This is a genomic window from Okeania sp. SIO2B9, from assembly GCF_010672505.1.
In the GTDB taxonomy this organism is placed as follows: domain Bacteria; phylum Cyanobacteriota; class Cyanobacteriia; order Cyanobacteriales; family Microcoleaceae; genus Okeania; species Okeania hirsuta.
Genome location: NZ_JAAHGK010000016.1, coordinates 1 through 18,468, shown reverse-complemented (window position 1 = coordinate 18,468; position 18,468 = coordinate 1). Strand labels below are relative to the sequence as shown.

The window sequence follows — 18,468 nt, the reverse complement described above, 5'->3', positions numbered from 1 at the left end:
TATAATAGGGGACTTGTAACATCCAACGAAACTTCTAACATCCACACCAGTGAACAAGATTTTTACGAGCGTTGTCAATTGGTCGGTGCAGCATTTGTAGCCGGCATCAAGAATATGCAAAATCTGTGGTAATTAAGATAATTAGTAGAGACGTTGCATTAGGGTGGTGTAGGGACGTTTCACTGCGTAACATGAAACGCATTTTTATTATGCAACGTCCCTACAAGATTTTGCTATTGACTAGATGTCAATTTCTGATTATTATTAATGACTATCAATTATATTAGGTTAAGTAATCTACCCATGACAGAAACAAATTTGTCCACAGAATTTCCTGGCGTACAGCGTCCCCGTCGTCTCCGCCGCACTCCTGCTTTGCGACGTATGGTTGAGGAAACCCAGTTGACGGTCAATGATTTAATTTATCCATTGTTTGTGATGGAAGGAGAAGGGCAAAAAGTCGAGGTTGTTTCGATGCCAGGAAGTTATCGCTATACTCTAGATTTACTGCTCAAAGAAATAGAGGATGCTTATAATTTAGGAATTAATGCGATCGCTTTATTCCCCCTAGTTGAGGAAGCTAAAAAAGACAATGTTGGTACCGAAAGTTACAACCCAGATGGGTTAATACAAAGAACTGTAAAGGCAATTAAACAAACAATACCAGATATTGTCGTCATTACTGATGTAGCTCTCGACCCCTATTCCAGCGAAGGTCACGACGGTATTGTGGGGGAAAATGGAGTCATTCTCAACGACTCTACTGTAGAAGTTTTGGTCAAACAAGCACTATCCCAGGCTGAAGCAGGTGCTGATATTGTTGCTCCTTCAGATATGATGGATGGGCGTATTGGAGCAATTCGCAAAGCTCTGGATGCTGCGGAATACTTCGATGTGGGAATACTTGCCTACTCTGCTAAATATGCCTCAGCTTATTATGGCCCGTTTCGCGATGCTTTGGATTCTGCGCCAAAATTTGGGGACAAAAAGACTTATCAAATGAACCCTGCTAATGCTAGGGAAGCCATCAAAGAAGTAGCTTTGGATATTGCCGAAGGTGCAGATATGGTGATGGTCAAGCCGGCGCTTGCTTATTTAGATATTATTTGTGAGGTAAAAAAGACAACAAATCTACCTGTAGCTGCTTATAACGTGAGTGGGGAATATGCCATGATTAAAGCTGCTGGTCAGAAGGGTTGGATAGATGAAAAAAAGGTGATGTTGGAAACTTTAACGAGCATGAAACGAGCTGGTGCGGATTTAATTTTGACTTATTTTGCCAAGGAAGTTGCGTTAATTTTGAAATAGGCAATGATGATAATAGTGGGGAATTGGAACAAGAATAGGAACCCACATTCCGCACTTCAAAATGTGATATCATGTCTGGTTGAATACTTATGAATAAACGACGTAGGAGTCAGGAGGGAAGAAAGAAGAAGGAAAAAGCAAGAAAAGGATAACGTTTTTTGATCGCTAATTATCCAGACATGATATAACCTCAAAAAAAGTCGCAGTGCAACACAAAAAAAAGACCGATAGAAATAGATATGTGTTGGGTTTATCCTAACGGATAAGCTGGCACTAACTTTCCTCAACGCAATCTACGCAAACCCATTTTCTCAATGATATTAGTTTTTATGAAAAATCACAGACAAATTATTTGCAGGCATTTCTACCACCTCCACAAACCTTAACCCCTCCTTCTCCGCTACTGCGATAACATCTTCTAAATTTCTCACTCCCCACTCAGGATCTTGAGAACGCAAAGACTCATCAAAACTCTGGTTACTTGGTGTAGTATGTTCCCCACCTTGTTTGTATGGACCGTACAAATACAGCACCCCGTCCTTTGGCAACAAACGTCCCGCACCTGCCATTAACCCCAGACAAGTTGACCAGGGACTAATATGAATCATATTAATATTGACAATAGCAGCAATCTCAGTACCCTCTTTTTCCACCGCCCAAACCGACTCTCGTACATCAATATCAAGAGGAGAATGCAGATTATCTGACGGACTATGTTGTTGCCAAGCTACAATACTCTCCCGCAACATTGGGTTAGGGTCAGAAGGAAACCACTGACGAGGTTGCAGGTGGGGAGAAAAGAAAACAGAATGTTCTCCCGTACCACTAGCAATTTCTAAAATATTTCCCGTTGGAGGCAAAACTCGCTGTAGCACTTCCAAGATAAATGAGCGGTTGCGTTCAGTTGCCGGAGCATACTGCCGAGCATCGCTAAAAGATGTCATAAGATTGATTTTGGCTTTGGTGATTTGAGGTATGATATCATGTCCGGATAAGAGCGCGAACAAAAAACTTTCTCCTTCTACTACTCTTTGCTTCTTCTTTCTTCCCTCCTGACTCCTGACTCCTGACTCCTGACTCCTCAATAATTAAGATTAATATCATACACCCACTTCACCAACGCCGAAAACGGGACTGGCGCGATTCGAACGCGCGACCTAGCGCTTCAGATTTGTGTGAGTTTCCCCACTCTCTGGACTATCCCTTCACCATAGCTCTAAATAGCTTTAGGTGGTGGCCTAGTTTAAGCAGAATTTTATTTCTTCTTAAAACTCTAGTCTCTGCACCTTCTTCACCAATAATTAGGTAAAGCTTGGCTCAAGATTACCATATCTACAAATATATAGACTTAGGCTTCCTTGAATTTGACCACATTCACTCACGGAGTTTCCTCACATGGTGCCCGATACTTCAGGAGGCGCTTGCTCTATCCATCTGAGCCACAGCCCCATATTTTTTAGTAGTTAGTAGAATATATTTATTTAACTTGTATGCAAAATACTCTACATATTGATATTAAAATCCCGCAGCAATATTCCGCAGGACTTTAATATTAACTTAATTAAATTTGGACTTTAACATATCTAGTGCAGGATGGCAGAAATAACTGACCAGTTACAAAATCCTAAAACAATTACAAATCAAAAATTATTGACTGTCTTGAGTGCGTCTTACATTCTGAGGGGACCTCAGAATTACGCACTCGCTTTTAACTTCCGTGTAGCGGCACTAGGGTGCTAAAGCATTACCCCGGAGAAGACTACCAATAGTTTTAGCAGTAATCTTCATCTGAACTAAAGGATTAGCAGGTACGACAGTTTTGTACAAATAACTATCAAAAGTTAGCTTCTGCACATCCATATCAGCACACATTTCTACAAAAGCTTCGCGGGTAGCATCAGAACGATAGAATACTCTCTGTAAAATATCTAATACTTTATAAGTCATGCCATACTTCTTATCCCACCGCTTCAAATAAAGCTTTAAATCTGCTTCAGTGGGAATAGTCGCACCATTATTAGAAGTCTCCACAATAGTTTCAGCACACATCCGAGCAGACTTAGCCGCAAAATAAATACCTTCACCAGAAGACTTAGTTACAGTACCAGCAGCATCTCCCACTAGAGCAACTCTACCACGAACCCGACGAGGACGAGGATGTTCGGGAATTGGGTGAGCTTCTACCTTAATAATTTCTCCACCTTCCAGACGCTTTGCAGCACGAGCGCGAATACCTGCTTGTAACTGTTTAATTCTGGCCTGGTTAGGTTTCATTGTGCCAGTACCCACAGCAACGTGGTCATGTTTGGGGAATACCCAAGCATAGAAGTCTGGAGAAACATCATCACCCACATACATTTCTGCTAGGTCTTCATAATATGCCATGAGATGTTCTGGCAGACGAATACGCTCTTGGAAAGCGATCGCATAATTATAATCTCCAGCATCAATGGCCTTAGCTATACGGGAATTTGCCCCATCAGCTCCGATAACTAAATCTACCTTTAAGGTTTTAGCTGTGCCTTGGATTTCACCTTCTGAATGGTCAGAGTAATGAAGAGTGTAGGGGTCTCTATCATTAGTAGGAATATCCAGTTTATAAACCGTGCCATTAATTAGGTTAGCTCCGAGAGAAGCTGCCCGGTCTCTCAGGAAGCCATCTAAAACTTCCCGACGGCACATACCTATATATTCATCTTGTTTTTGTATATGGATATCCACCTCAACATTAGAGGGAGATATCATTTTCATATTTCTAACACGGCGATCAATAATTTCTGCTGGTAGGTCAAATTCACTAACCATGCACAGAGGAATAGCTCCACCGCAAGGTTTAGCATTATCTAGTTTACGTTCAAATAAATAAGTTTCAATACCTGCTTTTACTAAAGTCTCAGCAGCAGATGAACCTGCTGGGCCAGAACCAACAACAGCAACTCTCAGAGTCAAAGGTCTTCTCCCAATCTTTTTTTTATACTTACAAGTTGGGATGGTATCACGGACTTGGGTGTCGTAGTTGATTCTCTGAGGATATGTGAAGAAATTGCAACAGACCTTAATAATTTGATACTTTTTCTGAAAATGGACTTCTGTAATATTATCTTTGGTTGAATACTTAATAAAATAACTGTTGTGAGGAGTCAGGAGTCAGGAGTCAGGAGTCAGGAGGGAAGAAAGGAGGAAAGTAAAGATAATTTCAGTATTTCTTTGGTAATGTAGGTACTGTCAGTCCTTAAATTTTATTTATAATTGACCCGTCCGAACATGATTTTTTGATAAAAATAGGCAATAGAGGTACGTCTTGGGAAATGAGGGTTTAATTTTTGTAGTATAAATTGGCCTGAATTAATATCTTCATTTGTTATGAATAAAATTGCTGTTGCTTTGATTGACGGATATCAACAGTACATTTCGCCGAGAACAGGATTTTCTTGTGCCCATAGAATATTGTACAATGATGAATCTTGTTCTCATTATATTAAGCGTATGTTTATTGAGCAAGATTTTTCAGGAGCTATTCAAGCTGCACGTCAAAGGTTTAAAACTTGTTGTAAAGAGGCTAATCAAATTTTGAAGTTACAGGCAGTTAGTCTCGAAAAGAAATCCAAAAAAAAACAACCTTCTAAGTTCATTAATTGTTGCGGTGATGTAGCCGAAGAGAGCTGTGAGTCTGCTTTGCCAAACTGTAATTGTGATAGCTGTGATTTCCCAGAATTAGATTGTGGTAGCTGTGAATTAGATTGTAGCCCAGACTTTGGCAGTTGTGGTTCATAATCATCATCAGGCATCTCCAGAAAAGAGAGAACAGGGAACAGGGAACCAACCCCTAACCCCTCCCAGGAGGGAAATAATTGATAATTTATGGATAAGAATTGATTTTATTTTTAATTTTTGGAGATGTCTATAGGTATAGTCAGCAAATATCCAGTCTATTAGACATCTCCAGAAAAGAGGGAGTAGGGAGTAGGGAATAGGGGGAAAGAATTGATAATTTATGTAGAATAATTGATTTTATTTTTTATTATTGGAGATGTCTATTAGACATCTTATAACAAGGAACGAATTGGCGTTTGACATAAAATGCTGATGAACCTGAAACAGAGAAATGGTTCTCTTGCTGTTGCCTGTTGCCTGTTGCCTGTTCCCTGCTTTACTATAAATTTTCGGCGTTGGTAATTTGAGGTATGATGTCTTGCCCAGATAAGAGTACAAACAAAAAACTTTCTCCTTCTATTCCTCTTTATTCTTCTTTCTTTTCTCCTGACTCCTGACTCCTGACTCCTGACTCCTAAATAATTAAGATTAACATCATACACTAATTTACCAACGCCAAATTTTCAATTACTTTGTCAATCAAATCACAACCTTGTTCCACTGTTTCCACTTTTGCCAATTGACCCCGCAACTCCCCCGCTCCAGGAAAACCCTTAGCATACCAAGTCATGTGTTTGCGAGCTTGACGAATACCGCGATCGCCTTTATATTCCCATAGTGCTTGTAAATGTTCTTTAGCACATTCCAATTTTTCTACTGCAGTAGGCGCTACTTTTTCCACACCATTTTTCAAGAAATAATCAATTTCTCCCACCAAAAAAGGATAACCCAAAGTACCACGAGAACACATTACCCCATCAGCACCAGTTTCCTCCAAACAACGTATTGCAGCATCGACAGAAAAAATATCCCCATTAGCAATAACTGGAATAGAAAGTATTTCCTTAACTTTACCAATCCATTCCCATCTTGCTGGCCCATTATATCCTTGGGCACGAGTCCGACCATGTAAAGTTAACATTTGAGCACCAGCATCTTCCATTCTTTTAGCAAATTCAAGGATATTAATTTCTTGATTATTCCAACCAATTCTTGTTTTTACAGTAACAGGAACAGGTACGGCTTTTACGACTTTATTAACAATTTCTCCAGCTAATTCTGGCTGTCTTAATAATGAAGAACCACCGCCATTTTTGGTGATTTTATTAACAGGACAACCCATATTAATATCAACAGTATCCGCCCCTTCTTTTACAGCCATTTCTGCTGCTTCTGCTAAGAAGTCAGGGCGACAATCAAATAATTGAATACTAATTGGTCGCTCATTATTATCAACCTCCATTATTTGAGGTAATTCTTTCACATAATGTAACCCTGTAGCATTTACCATTTCAGTGTACATCATTGACTCTGGAGCATGACGACGTACTAGACGACGAAATACTAAATCTGTTACTCCTGATAATGGTGATTGAAGTACGCGACTTTTTACTTCAAAGTTGCCAATTTTGAGTGGAGTAGCTAATTTTTGTTCTATCTGCTGAATTAAAACAAAAATTAGCTACTCCACTCAAAATTGGCAACTTTGAAGTAANGCTGCAAATATAATCACAAAAGTAAGCAGAAAGCTAGGGTTAAACTTAAGCCGACTGTGTAGGGGCATTTTGACTTGTCCCCAAAGAATATATCTTTGGTCAGCTAAGAAGAAACGGAGCAACACGGATTTATCCTGTTGCGTAGTATCTGCTTAGAATCCCCGTGACTTAAGTCCGGGGAGTAGTCAACTAGACCATAAATAAGTAAGCTAAAATTCATATATATTAAGGTTTTATCAATAAAATATTGTAGTCTATAGTAATTGGATTTGGTATGAATTTCGATCAGATAGTGATTTATGAAGATTTAGCGGAGCAGTTTTTAGCATAGTCATCCCTGAGTTCTGGAGATTGCTTTCCTGACGGAATGCTCTGCAAATGCTGTCGCTGGCAATGACAATTGTTTTGCTGGACAAAATATTACATGAAAAAGTTGAGAGACACAACCTCATATTTTTTGGTTGCATCTTCTCAGAATCGAATATTTCGATTATACTTATAGTTAGCTTTTAAAATTGAGGTAGGTTTGCCAGAAATTAGACCTGTGAACCTACTTTTCTTCTTTTTGTCTGCGTTTCAGGGAAGTTGTACCTAAAGCACCTAAAGTTAGTAAGGCTAGTATAGAAACAGGTTCTGGAGTTTCAGTAGGAGTTTCAGTCATAGAGACACCACCAACTCCAGAGAAAGCAAAGATACCTGTATTAGGACTTCCTATGTCAGCTCCTCCTGGCACATCTGCTTGACCCAGAGAATAAACTTCCGCACCTACAGCACCTAATGCTGCCAATGCCTCAACTTCTGTGAATGCACCTCCATAAAAGATATTAAAGCTCTTGGAATCTCCACTACCTAGTGAGCCAAATCCAAAATCAAACAAAGCACCATGATCGCTAGGACCACTATCAACTGCATCTCCTGTGAATAATCTCGAAGATCGGCTAGATAAGGGATTAGCACTAGCAAACCCATCATCACTAGCAAATAGTACATTAGTTGCTTCCTCTGTTCCTTGAATAGTTACAAATTCACGAAAAGCAGTAGGTTCAATGTCCCAATCCATAACGCGCCGATAGCGAACATCATCCACTGAAGAACTACTAATGTTCTCGATAGTTACCTCTACATCATATAAGAAAGGAGTTTCGCTAGAAGGTTTGTAATCATGAGTGACTAGAAAAACATCATCAATTGATACTACTGAAGTAGCTGTAGTTGAAGTAGCAGTAAAACTTACTAAATCCAGGTTTTGAACACCATCAATATCAACGTTAGCATAACCAGTGAGACCAGATGCAGCATCAGCAACACCCCACCCCTCAGCTATCAAACCAGGGGCAGTAAATTCTGCACCGGTAGGAAGAAATCGTAAACCGACAGTTGTTGTTCCTACTCCACTAGAAGGAGTACCTCCAGGTATATTCAAATGTCCCTCATCGTTAACTCCAATTTGAATAACTCCATTACTAATAATGGCAGCAGCATTAGCCGCTTGGGTATGAGCGACAGTGGCACCTAAAGTCATTAAGCCTACTGTTGCTGTGGCTACTGATAGTTGTTTAACATTTGAAAGCTTTTTCAACATGATTAAATTTCCTGAGTTAAGATTTATTGCCTACAACATTAATCTACCCCCCCCCGAAATTTTCGCAACCCTTTTTGTCTAATTTTACAGAATCTTTAATTTCATCTACGGTGTTTTTAGTAGTTAAAATTAGTGGAATTAACTACTAGATAAAGGCTTGAGGTGTATAGCTATGGCAACAGTACTTATAAAGTTTTGATTAAGCTAGACTAAGTTTTCCGGATATTATGCTTAAATAATAGTCTTATTACGGCTTCAGATAAATTATAGAAATTTTTATTGGTTAGTACATCTAAAAAGGCTGGAAGTGATATAATAAAACTTTGTATAAAAAATATTCTCAAGATAGTGGAATTTTATTTGGAGTTGTAGATTAACAGAGCGATCGCTAGGTGCGTTACTACGGAAATTTTCAATTTATAGCAACTTTGTGGCATGAAAGTAGCGATCGCAAAGGGAAGTAAAAAGTTGAGGGGGTGATAAATTAAACTTTGCTCCCTCTTTATTAGTTAACTGTTAGCTAAAGTTAATGAAATAGGTAGGCACAAATATAGCGCTGTGCGCAGGCAACAGGCAACAGGCAACAGGGGGAATAAAAGACCGATAATACAAGACTTTTAGCTATTGGAAACCTCTTGTAATTTGTAAATATGCCAGCGCACATTGCTATAATTAGTGAGACTTACACAAAACAGAAGTAGAAAATAGGCTCAAAATTCCCTGATCTAGACTGACTATAAGCCATTTTTAGACCATAAAATGTCTAAGTACCACTACTTTTTTATAAGAATCTTTTTGAAAAATGTAGGGACGTTCCATGAAACATCCCTACGGGGTTGACTGTTGGTTGTAAAATTAAGACCTCTCCCCCAACCCCTCTCCTGCTTTTGGAATATTCTCCCCCTTCCCTACAAGGGAAGGGGGTTGGGGGGTTAGGTTATACTACTGTCTCCTAACTCCTGTATGCTGACTCCTTCTTTCATTCTGACTCCTGACTCCTGTATGCTGACTCCTTCTTCAATAATAATCCTGCATCGCCTTCACTTCCAACACTTCAGACTTCAACGCTCGAATCGCCGCCGCCGTTGCTTTCGCACCAGCAATAGTCGTAATTAATGGCACCTTATAATCTAACGAACTCCGCCGAATTTTAATCCCATCAGCACGCGCTTCCTCCCCAGAAGGAGTCGTAATAATCAACTGAATTTCTCCATTTTTAATCCCATCCAAAACATTTGGTCGCCCTTCATGCAACTTCAACATCAACCCCACATCCAAACCATGCAAACACAATACCTTCCGAGTTCCCTCAGTAGCTATCACTTTCAAACCCAACTCAATCAAGTCCTTAACCACTGGCACAACTGCTTCTTTATGGCGATCGCTCATCGACACAAACACTGTACCCTCTAAAGGTAATTTTTGCCCTGCGGATAACTGTGCTTTGGCAAAAGCTTTACCAAAGTCAACATCAATACCCATCGCTTCTCCAGTAGAGCGCATTTCCGGTCCTAATATTGTGTCTGTACCGGGGAATTTCGCAAACGGTAACACCGCCTCTTTCACAGAAACGTGTTCGGGTATCTGTTCCTCCACAAAACCCAATTCCTCTAACTTTTTTCCAGACATGACTCGCGATGCCATTTTTGCCAAGGGTGTTCCTATTGCCTTAGACACAAAAGGTACTGTTCGCGACGCACGGGGGTTTGCCTCCAAAATATATACTGTTTCCCCTTGCACCGCAAACTGAATATTCATCAACCCGATAACATTCAACGCTTTTGCCAGAGCAACAGTCCATTTACGAATTGTTTCCACTGCAGCAGGAGCTAAAGTTTGATAAGGAATAGAACAAGCAGAGTCACCAGAGTGAATACCTGCCTCTTCAATATGTTCCATTATTCCACCAATAACCACCTGACCAGTACTATCTGCAATGGCATCCACATCCACTTCAATCGCATTTTCTAGGAACTTGTCAATCAAAATCGGATGTTCCGGTTCCACCTGTACCGCAAACTTCATATAACGCTCTAACTCTTGGTCAGAATAAACAATTTCCATTGCCCTGCCTCCCAAAACATAGGATGGTCGCACTACTACCGGATAACCTATTTTCTGCGCCACCTCCAACGCATCCTCAAAACTGCGGGCGAGACCGTTAGCAGCTTGACGAATATCTAAATCTCGCAAAATCTGCTCAAACCTTTCTCGGTCTTCTGCGGTATCGATAGAGTCTGGGGAAGTTCCCCAAATTTTTGTTTTAGTTTCTGTTTGCTCTAAATATTTTTGCAGAGGAACCGCTAACTTCAGAGGTGTTTGTCCGCCAAACTGAACGATAATTCCTTCCGGGTTTTCCGCCTCAATAATATTTAGTACATCTTCTTTAGTTAAAGGTTCAAAATAAAGGCGATCGCTCGTATCATAGTCAGTCGAAACAGTTTCGGGATTAGAGTTAACCATAATTGTTTCAAACCCATCTTCTCCCAGAGCATAACTAGCATGACAACAACAATAATCAAATTCTATTCCCTGACCAATGCGGTTAGGTCCCCCTCCCAGAATCATTACTTTCCGTTTTTCAGAAGGCAAAACTTCTGACTCTTCTTCATAAGTAGAATAATAGTAAGGTGTCAGTGCTTCAAATTCTGCTGCACAAGTATCCACCGTTTTATAAGCAGGTTTAATACCCAAACTCAACCGATAACTTCTGACCTCATCCTCATCAGTCTTACTACAATATGCAATTTGGCTATCGCTAAAACCTTGCCGTTTAATATCCCACATCTGCTCTTTTGTTAATTCGTTGAGCGGAGTGCGCTTAATCAATTTTTCTGTATCGGTCAACTCCCGCATCTTATCCAGAAACCAAATATCAATTCCCGTCAACTCATATATTTCTTCTACAGTCATTCCCAGTAACAAAGCATGACGTACTGTAAACATTCTCTCTGGGTTAGGTGTGCGTAACCCGGAGCGTACTTGTTCTAAACTGGGTAACTTTTCCCAGCGATCGCTACCAAAACCTGCCCTACCTGTTTCCAAAGACCGCAATGCTTTCTGAAACGACTCCTGGAATGTCCTACCTATTGCCATTGCTTCTCCCACCGACTTCATTTGAGTAGTCAGCACTGCTTGGGAACCGGGAAATTTCTCAAAAGCAAACCTAGGAATTTTCGTGACAACATAATCTATAGTTGGTTCAAAACTAGCTGGTGTCTTTTTAGTAATATCATTAGGAATTTCATCTAAGGTGTAACCCACTGCTAATTTTGCTGCCATTTTAGCAATAGGAAAACCAGTAGCTTTTGACGCCAAAGCTGAAGAGCGACTCACCCGTGGGTTCATTTCAATCACAATCACATCTCCATTTACTGGGTTGACTGCAAATTGAATATTGGAACCCCCAGTTTCCACCCCTATTTCCCGGATAATTTTAATCGAAGCATCTCGCAGTCGTTGATATTCCTTATCCGTTAACGTTTGAGCTGGAGCAACAGTGATTGAGTCTCCAGTATGTACACCCATCGGGTCAATATTTTCGATCGAACAGATAATTACTACATTATCTGCTAAGTCTCGCATTACCTCCAATTCATATTCTTTCCAACCAATCAACGATTTTTCCACTAGGATTTGAGATACTGGACTAGCATCTATCCCTGCTTGTGCCATTACTTCGTATTCTTCCTGATTGTAAGCAATACCTCCTCCTGTCCCTCCCAGTGTGAAAGCAGGGCGAATAATTAGGGGATAAGTACCAATTTCATTAGCGATCGCTTTTGCCTCTTCCCAGTTGCTAGCAATACCCGATGGACAAACCGGAATACCAATTCGAGCCATTGCTTCCTTGAATAGCAGTCGGTCTTCGGCCATTTCAATTGCTGGTAGTTTAGCCCCGATTAACTCAACACCATACTTAGCTAAAGTACCATTTTTGGCCAAAGATACTGATATATTTAAAGCTGTCTGACCGCCCATTGTGGGTAGGAGAGCATCTGGTCGTTCTTTGGCAATGACTTTTTCTACAAGTTCAGGAGTCAGGGGTTCGATGTAAGTACATTCGGCAATTTCTGGGTCTGTCATAATTGTAGCTGGATTGGAGTTGACCAGCACAACCTCAAATCCTTCTTCTCTAAGAGCTTTACAAGCTTGTGTACCACTATAATCAAATTCACAAGCTTGGCCAATTACAATCGGACCAGAACCAACAAGTAGAATTTTGCGTATATCTTGGCGACGCGGCATAGATTTATATTTATTTGTTTGACAATTAAGGGTTAATTCACAGTATTTTAAGGGTGAGTATAGTTGTAGTGTTATGATATACAGACCAATTTTATATTTGGGCATTTAAATGATGAGTTTTAAATACTCTGAAAAAAAGAATAGGGAATGATTAATTGTTAATTTAATTAATTATATAATCCTCCTATATGATGATTAATTAATCTGACTTAATAGAAGTCGGAATTAATATTTTCATATTTTGCGTAACTCCCGATCCTTTTAAAAGGAAGGAAAGGTCTGAGACCTTATTTCTTGGACAAAAGTTAAAAATATTAATTCCGACNCGCCTTGTCCCTGCCATGCAAACGGATTTCGTCCAGTGGTATAGCGCGGGTAATATTGCGTAGCGACTGCACCCCTATCCCGGCAGAGCCGATACAGCCAAGCACCTTGGCACCCGGTCGCGCCAACCGCGCCGCACCAATCGCCGTCACCATCGCGGTGCGTTCTGTCGTGATACGTGCCGCTGGCAAAAGCCCGGTGACTTGCCCAGTGTCCGTTTCGATCAAGGTCAAACACCCCGGATTTGTTGCCAGCCCCTTTGTGGCATTTCCGGGAAAGCCGCCAACGGTCTTGACCAGTGCCACGCCTTCATCGGGCAGCGATCCGCGGATCACAGCGATCAGATCATCGCGGCCGGGCACCGGATTGAAGACAGAGGTCGGTTCCGCAATCGCCCGTCCTTCAGCCTGCGCCTGAAGACCGAGTTCTACCGCCTTGCGTATCGCGTCATCCGGAAGTGCAATATGCGCAAGATCCGCCTCGGACAGGACCGTGATCATGTCGCCTCACCGGGAACGGCCTTCAGCAACATATAGGTTTTTTGCGTCTCTTCGATATTGCGCCAGATGCCGCTCCAGCCCTTGGGGATAAACCCGGCCTGTCCTGGGCCTACGCGGGTGATAGTGCCATCATCCGCCTCCAGTTCGATCAGGCCAGAGACCACGGTGAACATCTCGTGATGCGCGCGCATCACAGAAGCATCCTCAACAGAAGCTAAAGGTTCTGGGATAGAATCTGAAGGTGCTTGAAATTCACCTGTAATTACAGATTCCAAACGTAACTTTAACCAAGTAATAAATTTAGGGTTAGTAGAAATAATCGCTGCAGCAGGTTGAGGACATTTAGCCTTAATATTAGCCATTTCTGGAGCTTCTAAAAAAACAGGTTGAGGAACCAACCAAAAATCTATTTCTTTTTCCTTTTCGTGATAATCTCTGGTGCGTTCTCTAAAAACCTCTTCCAGGGGTTCTTCCTCTAGTAAAAATTTTTTACTAGCTAAAACATAATAATAGGTTTGCATTTCAATCAATAAACAAAAATTAGTAATTACCGAATAATTAATAATTAAATAATTAAACAATTCAGCTTACTCTGCCTCCCCTTTCAAGGGGGAAAAAATAAACTTTTTCCTTATTGGTCAATCTTCTGACTTTTAAGGAGAGGTAATTATCCATTATCCATTATCCATTATCCATTATCCATTATCCATTATCCATTAATGAAAACCATTAATGGCTTGTTTCATCTCGCGGACAGCTCGCTCCATACCCACAAGTACCGCCCTAGAAATTATTGTATGACCAATGTTGAGTTCTTCCATACCTTCTAGACAAGCAACTGGATAAACATTCCCATAAGTGAGGCCATGTCCAGCATTAACTCGGAGTCCAGCAGCGATCGCTATTTTGCAGCCATCTGCCAAAATCGTCAATTCTTGATGGCGAGTGGCCTCATCAGTAGCTTCTGCATAACATCCTGTGTGGAGTTCTATAAACTTAGCCTGAATTTCTGCGGAAGCTTCAATCTGGGCTTTTTCTGCATCAATAAACATACTGACAGGAATATTTGCTCCTTGCAACTGAGCTACTACCTCTCTCATACGAGGGATATTACTAGCAACATCCAAACCACCTTCAGTTGTTACTTCTTCGCGACGTTCTGGTACAAGAGTAATATAATCAGGCTTAATATCCAGAGCGATCGCCACCATTTCTGTAGTAGGTGCCATCTCCAAATTCAAATGAGTCCGCACCGTTTGTCGCAGAATATGGACATCTCGTTCATGAATATGGCGACGGTCTTCCCGCAGATGAACAGTAATACCATCAGCACCAGAAAGTTCAGCTAAAATTGCTGCTGCTACTGGATCTGGTTCTACAGTTCGTCGCGCTTGTCTAATTGTGGCAACGTGGTCAATGTTGACACCTAGAGTGGGCAATTTTTGATTCTCCTGATTATGTAAGTCAATTTGCCATATTAGTTTAGTTGGAAATGTTCACTTGAGCAACTGTTTCTCAGGAATCTTGCTGTCCAGGCACTTAAAAATTTTACATAGGTAAGTCAATTCATTACCTCCGGCAATAGGGATGCGAGAAGATACAGATTTTTTTTTCTCTTGGTTGATTGGATATGGCGAGGTTTCCTCGCCATCCCACCCTACGGGAAGCTACGCTAACGACCGCTTTTTATCCTTTTCAAAGAGGAGGCTTAAGACCTTATTTTTTTGGTCAAACTAATATATAAATAAAATAATTGTGATGAGGCTTAAATTTTTCTCCCACTTCACACCTATATCTTAGTTTTATATTGATTTATGCCTACTTATTAGAATCCCTGTAAATTTAATTCACAGAGCAGTCAATGATTAGTCTTTAAATCAACTATAGACTAAAAAATGTGATTGCTGTTTGCATATCAGTTAATTTATGGCTAGCTAAATCAATTTAAGCATTGATGAAAATTTAGATTTTTTATGACTATATAAATAAAGATTCAAAAACTGTAAATTGAAAGCTTATATTCTATAGAAACTAATATATTAGTTTGGAATCAATGTATTAGTTATAAACTCAATAATTTGGTACTTAATTAAAATTGCAAACAGCTATAACTAACATAAAATATGACTGTTTAGTTGTAAATTGGAGCTGTAGCATGGAAATATTACAAAATAGTCTAAACTTAGTCAAAAAATGGGAAGGACTTTTTCTGAATGCTGATCTAGACCCAGTAGGAATACCAACCATTGGGTATGGAACCATTCGTTACCCCAATGGAAAAAAAGTTCAGCTAGGAGAAAGAATTACAGAAAGAAATGCAGAATTCTATTTAAAGTATGAATGCGACAAAGCAGCAGAAGTAGTTTTGAGGCTGGTTCAAGTTCCTCTGAATCAAAATCAGTTTGATGCTCTTGTATGCTTCTGTTATAACGTTGGAACTGGTGCTTTTGAAAGTAGTACCATGTTAAGAAAGCTCAACTAAGGAGACTATCAAGGAGCAGCAAATAAATTTCCACGTTGGGTAAATGGAGCAGTAAATGGTACGTTAACGATATTATCTGGGCTGATGGGAGAGATAATTATTATGGTAATATTTTTCAGAGTGGTATAGGTCCAGTAACTGTTCCGTTAGATTATTTAGAACCTGGTACTACAGAAAGAAGTGCAATCGAAATTCATATTGACTGGAATCGCAATTATGGCTCGCCTGGCACTGTGGGTTGTATCGCGACCTACAATATAGATGACTATAAAAGTTTCATTACTTGGCTCAGGGACACAGACCCTCGCGGTCTTTATGTTGACTGAAAATTAGGGACTTGCCCTAAACCTTAGATTAAATAAGCAATCAGCAATCAGCACTCAGCACTCAGCAGTAAATGTTTAGAAGGAGATTTCAACCCTTCCTCAACCTTCCGGTTTATAGAAACCGGGGATTTAAACCCAGAGCTGCTAAAAACGGAAATGCTAATAGCTAATAGCTAGTTAATTTTCCTTTTCTCAATTTTCTGTATTTTCAACAGGCATCATCTACCTACACTGTTAGCGTAGTTATTTCTACGGAGAACAACTAATCTATGAGTGTAGGTTGTTCAATTTAGTAAAGAATAAATATGGCTTATAGAATCAACCGTCGTGCCTATGCTGAAACTTATGGGCCAACAATAGGCGATCGCGTCCGTTTAGCTGACACAGAATTATTCATAGAAGTCGAGCAAGACTATACCACCTACGGCGATGAAGTAAAATTTGGTGGAGGCAAAGTCATCCGTGACGGTATGGGGCAATCTCCCATTGCCAATGCTGACGGCGCAGTGGATCTAGTTATTACCAACGCTCTCATTCTCGACTGGTGGGGTATTGTCAAAGCAGACATCGGCATCAAAGATGGTAAAATCTGCAAAATTGGTAAAGCAGGCAACCCCTACATCCAAGATAATGTAGATATTATCATCGGTCCGGGAACTGAAGCTGTAGCGGGTGAAGGCATGATTTTAACAGCAGGTGGCATTGATGCTCACATTCATTTTATTTGTCCTCAACAAATCGAAACAGCGATCGCTTCTGGTATCACAACTATATTAGGTGGAGGAACAGGTCCTGCCACAGGTACTAATGCGACTACCTGTACTCCCGGTCCTTGGAATATTCACCGAATGTTGCAAGCTGCTGAAGCTTTCCCGGTAAATTTAGGTTTCATGGGCAAAGGTAACAGCAGTCAACCCCAAGCTCTAGTCGAACAAGTATTAGCAGGGGCGATGGGATTAAAATTACATGAAGATTGGGGAACTACCCCGGCGGCGATCGACACCTGCTTAAATGTTGCGGACGAGTACGATGTGCAAGTTGCTATCCACACCGATACTCTCAATGAAGCAGGGTTTGTAGAAACCACCATAAAGGCTTTTAAAAACCGGACAATTCATACTTATCACACTGAAGGTGCGGGAGGCGGTCACGCTCCAGATATTATCAAAGTCTGCGGTCAAGCAAATGTTTTACCTTCTTCTACTAACCCCACTCGTCCTTATACTCTCAATACTTTGGAAGAACATTTGGATATGTTGATGGTGTGTCATCATCTAGACCGAAATATTCCAGAGGATGTGGCTTTTGCAGAGTCTCGCATTCGTCGAGAAACTATTGCTGCTGAGGATATACTGCACGATCTGGGAGCGTTTAGTATGATTGCTTCTGATTCTCAGGCCATGGGACGTGTGGGAGAGGTTATTATTAGAACTTGGCAAACAGCTCACAAAATGAAAATTCAGCGCGGACCTTTGAATGGAGAGTCTGGGGAAAATGATAATTTGCGTGCTAAACGTTATGTGGCAAAATACACGATTAATCCGGCGATCGCTCATGGTATTGCTGAGTATGTGGGTTCGGTGGAAGTGGGAAAGTTGGCAGATTTATGTTTGTGGCGACCTGCTATGTTTGGGGTGAAACCGGAAATTGTGATTAAGGGAGGAGCTATTGCTTATGCTCAGATGGGAGATGCGAATGCAAGTATTCCTACTCCACAACCTGTGGTTATGCAGCCAATGTTTGGTAGTTTTGGGGGAGCGATCGCTGCTACTTCTTTGACTTTTGTTTCTCAAGCTGCTCTGGAAACTGATATTGTGGCTCAACTACAGTTGAAAAAGTCAGCAGTTGCAGTGGTAAATACTCGGCAAATTAGCAAACAAGAGATGAAATTAAATGATGCTTTGCCAGAAATAGAAGTTGACCCGGAAACTTATGAAGTTAGAGCTGATGGGGAGTTGTTGACTTGTGAACCTGCAACAGTTTTACCCATGGCACAGCGATATTTTCTGTTTTAGGAGGTTCGCTCAAAAAGGCTGTTATATCAAATCCGGTTGAATACTTATTATCAGGACTTATATCATGTCCGGATAATTAGTGATAAAAAAACTTTCTCTTTTTCTTCCTCTTCCTCTTCCTTCTTCTTTGTTCCCTCCTAACTCCTGTACGTCGCCAATCCGACAGCTCCCCTACCTGACTCCTGACTCCTGAGGACTCCGTCATTTATTTATAAGTATTCAACCGGACATAATATTACGCAAAGACACTATATATAGCGTATGCTAAATGATCGCGATCGCTATAATCTTGTAAGCGATCGCGATCATTTAGA

At 40.7% G+C, this 18,468-nt stretch carries 16 protein-coding genes and 1 pseudogene; 5 read left to right on the top strand and 12 right to left on the bottom strand.

The window, feature by feature from the left end:
- Positions 1-303 precede the first annotated feature (303 nt).
- Positions 304-1,308 carry a porphobilinogen synthase gene (hemB, locus tag F6K13_RS01520; protein ID WP_124143651.1) on the top strand — a complete coding sequence of 335 codons (1,005 nt, stop codon included), beginning with the start codon at positions 304-306 and terminating at the stop codon, positions 1,306-1,308.
- 320 nt (positions 1,309-1,628) lie between these two features.
- Here the strand turns inward: hemB and F6K13_RS01515 are convergent, their stop codons facing one another.
- The 3 genes from F6K13_RS01515 to chlP all read right to left on the bottom strand — a co-directional run bounded on the left by F6K13_RS01515 (position 1,629) and on the right by chlP (position 4,257).
- The gene (locus F6K13_RS01515) at positions 1,629-2,252 is read right to left on the bottom strand and encodes a DUF938 domain-containing protein (protein ID WP_124143652.1); all 624 of its coding nucleotides are present in this window, start codon (positions 2,250-2,252) and stop codon (positions 1,629-1,631) included.
- Between the two features lie 37 nt (positions 2,253-2,289).
- Positions 2,290-2,412 (bottom strand): hypothetical protein, encoded by a 123-nt coding sequence (locus F6K13_RS01510; protein WP_275670299.1) that lies wholly within the window; start codon positions 2,410-2,412, stop codon positions 2,290-2,292.
- A gap of 624 nt (positions 2,413-3,036) precedes the next feature.
- Positions 3,037-4,257, bottom strand: coding sequence for a geranylgeranyl reductase (gene chlP, locus F6K13_RS01505; RefSeq protein WP_124143653.1), 1,221 nt, complete (start codon positions 4,255-4,257; stop codon positions 3,037-3,039).
- Between the two features lie 414 nt (positions 4,258-4,671).
- Between chlP and yidD the strand changes: the two genes are divergently transcribed.
- Positions 4,672-5,082 carry a membrane protein insertion efficiency factor YidD gene (gene yidD, locus F6K13_RS01500; RefSeq protein WP_287240098.1) on the top strand — a complete coding sequence of 137 codons (411 nt, stop codon included), beginning with the start codon at positions 4,672-4,674 and terminating at the stop codon, positions 5,080-5,082.
- A 272-nt stretch (positions 5,083-5,354) separates the two neighbouring features.
- On the opposite strand, the gene F6K13_RS01495 is transcribed toward yidD, so the two are convergent.
- From F6K13_RS01495 to F6K13_RS01460, 8 genes and pseudogenes are all read right to left on the bottom strand, one after another.
- Complete coding sequence (locus F6K13_RS01495) at positions 5,355-5,624, bottom strand: hypothetical protein (protein WP_124155039.1); 270 nt, start codon at positions 5,622-5,624, stop codon at positions 5,355-5,357.
- Positions 5,624-6,640, bottom strand: a complete 1,017-nt coding sequence (dusB, locus tag F6K13_RS01490; protein ID WP_287286708.1) for a tRNA dihydrouridine synthase DusB — start codon at positions 6,638-6,640, stop codon at positions 5,624-5,626. The genes F6K13_RS01495 and dusB overlap by 1 nt, the downstream gene beginning before the upstream one ends.
- A gap of 587 nt (positions 6,641-7,227) precedes the next feature.
- A complete protein-coding gene (locus F6K13_RS01485) occupies positions 7,228-8,259 on the bottom strand; it encodes a PEP-CTERM sorting domain-containing protein (RefSeq protein ID WP_124154468.1) in 1,032 nt (343 codons plus the stop codon).
- A 1,017-nt stretch (positions 8,260-9,276) separates the two neighbouring features.
- Positions 9,277-12,507, bottom strand: coding sequence for a carbamoyl-phosphate synthase large subunit (gene carB, locus F6K13_RS01480; RefSeq protein WP_124146290.1), 3,231 nt, complete (start codon positions 12,505-12,507; stop codon positions 9,277-9,279).
- A 314-nt stretch (positions 12,508-12,821) separates the two neighbouring features.
- The gene (locus tag F6K13_RS01475; RefSeq protein WP_287286704.1) at positions 12,822-13,331 is read right to left on the bottom strand and encodes a hypothetical protein; all 510 of its coding nucleotides are present in this window, start codon (positions 13,329-13,331) and stop codon (positions 12,822-12,824) included.
- Positions 13,328-13,504 (bottom strand): cupin domain-containing protein, encoded by a 177-nt coding sequence (locus tag F6K13_RS01470; RefSeq protein WP_287286706.1) that lies wholly within the window; start codon positions 13,502-13,504, stop codon positions 13,328-13,330. The genes F6K13_RS01475 and F6K13_RS01470 overlap by 4 nt, the downstream gene beginning before the upstream one ends.
- 30 nt (positions 13,505-13,534) lie before the next feature.
- Positions 13,535-13,852, bottom strand: a pseudogene (locus F6K13_RS01465) (MgPME-cyclase complex family protein); the annotation flags it as partial.
- Positions 13,853-14,047: 195 nt separating this feature from the next.
- Positions 14,048-14,770, bottom strand: coding sequence for a pyridoxine 5'-phosphate synthase (locus tag F6K13_RS01460; protein ID WP_124143847.1), 723 nt, complete (start codon positions 14,768-14,770; stop codon positions 14,048-14,050).
- A gap of 716 nt (positions 14,771-15,486) precedes the next feature.
- Between F6K13_RS01460 and F6K13_RS01455 the strand changes: the two genes are divergently transcribed.
- The 3 genes from F6K13_RS01455 (at position 15,487) to ureC (ending at position 18,154) form a co-directional block, all read left to right on the top strand.
- Positions 15,487-15,813 carry a lysozyme gene (locus F6K13_RS01455; RefSeq protein ID WP_205127271.1) on the top strand — a complete coding sequence of 109 codons (327 nt, stop codon included), beginning with the start codon at positions 15,487-15,489 and terminating at the stop codon, positions 15,811-15,813.
- A gap of 35 nt (positions 15,814-15,848) precedes the next feature.
- On the top strand, positions 15,849-16,139 hold the full coding sequence (locus tag F6K13_RS01450) for a hypothetical protein (protein ID WP_205127272.1): 291 nt from the start codon (positions 15,849-15,851) through the stop codon (positions 16,137-16,139).
- A 305-nt stretch (positions 16,140-16,444) separates the two neighbouring features.
- Positions 16,445-18,154 carry an urease subunit alpha gene (gene ureC, locus F6K13_RS01445; RefSeq protein ID WP_124143848.1) on the top strand — a complete coding sequence of 570 codons (1,710 nt, stop codon included), beginning with the start codon at positions 16,445-16,447 and terminating at the stop codon, positions 18,152-18,154.
- Between the two features lie 76 nt (positions 18,155-18,230).
- On the opposite strand, the gene F6K13_RS01440 is transcribed toward ureC, so the two are convergent.
- Positions 18,231-18,359, bottom strand: a complete 129-nt coding sequence (locus F6K13_RS01440) for a hypothetical protein (RefSeq protein ID WP_282433592.1) — start codon at positions 18,357-18,359, stop codon at positions 18,231-18,233.
- Positions 18,360-18,468 lie beyond the last annotated feature (109 nt).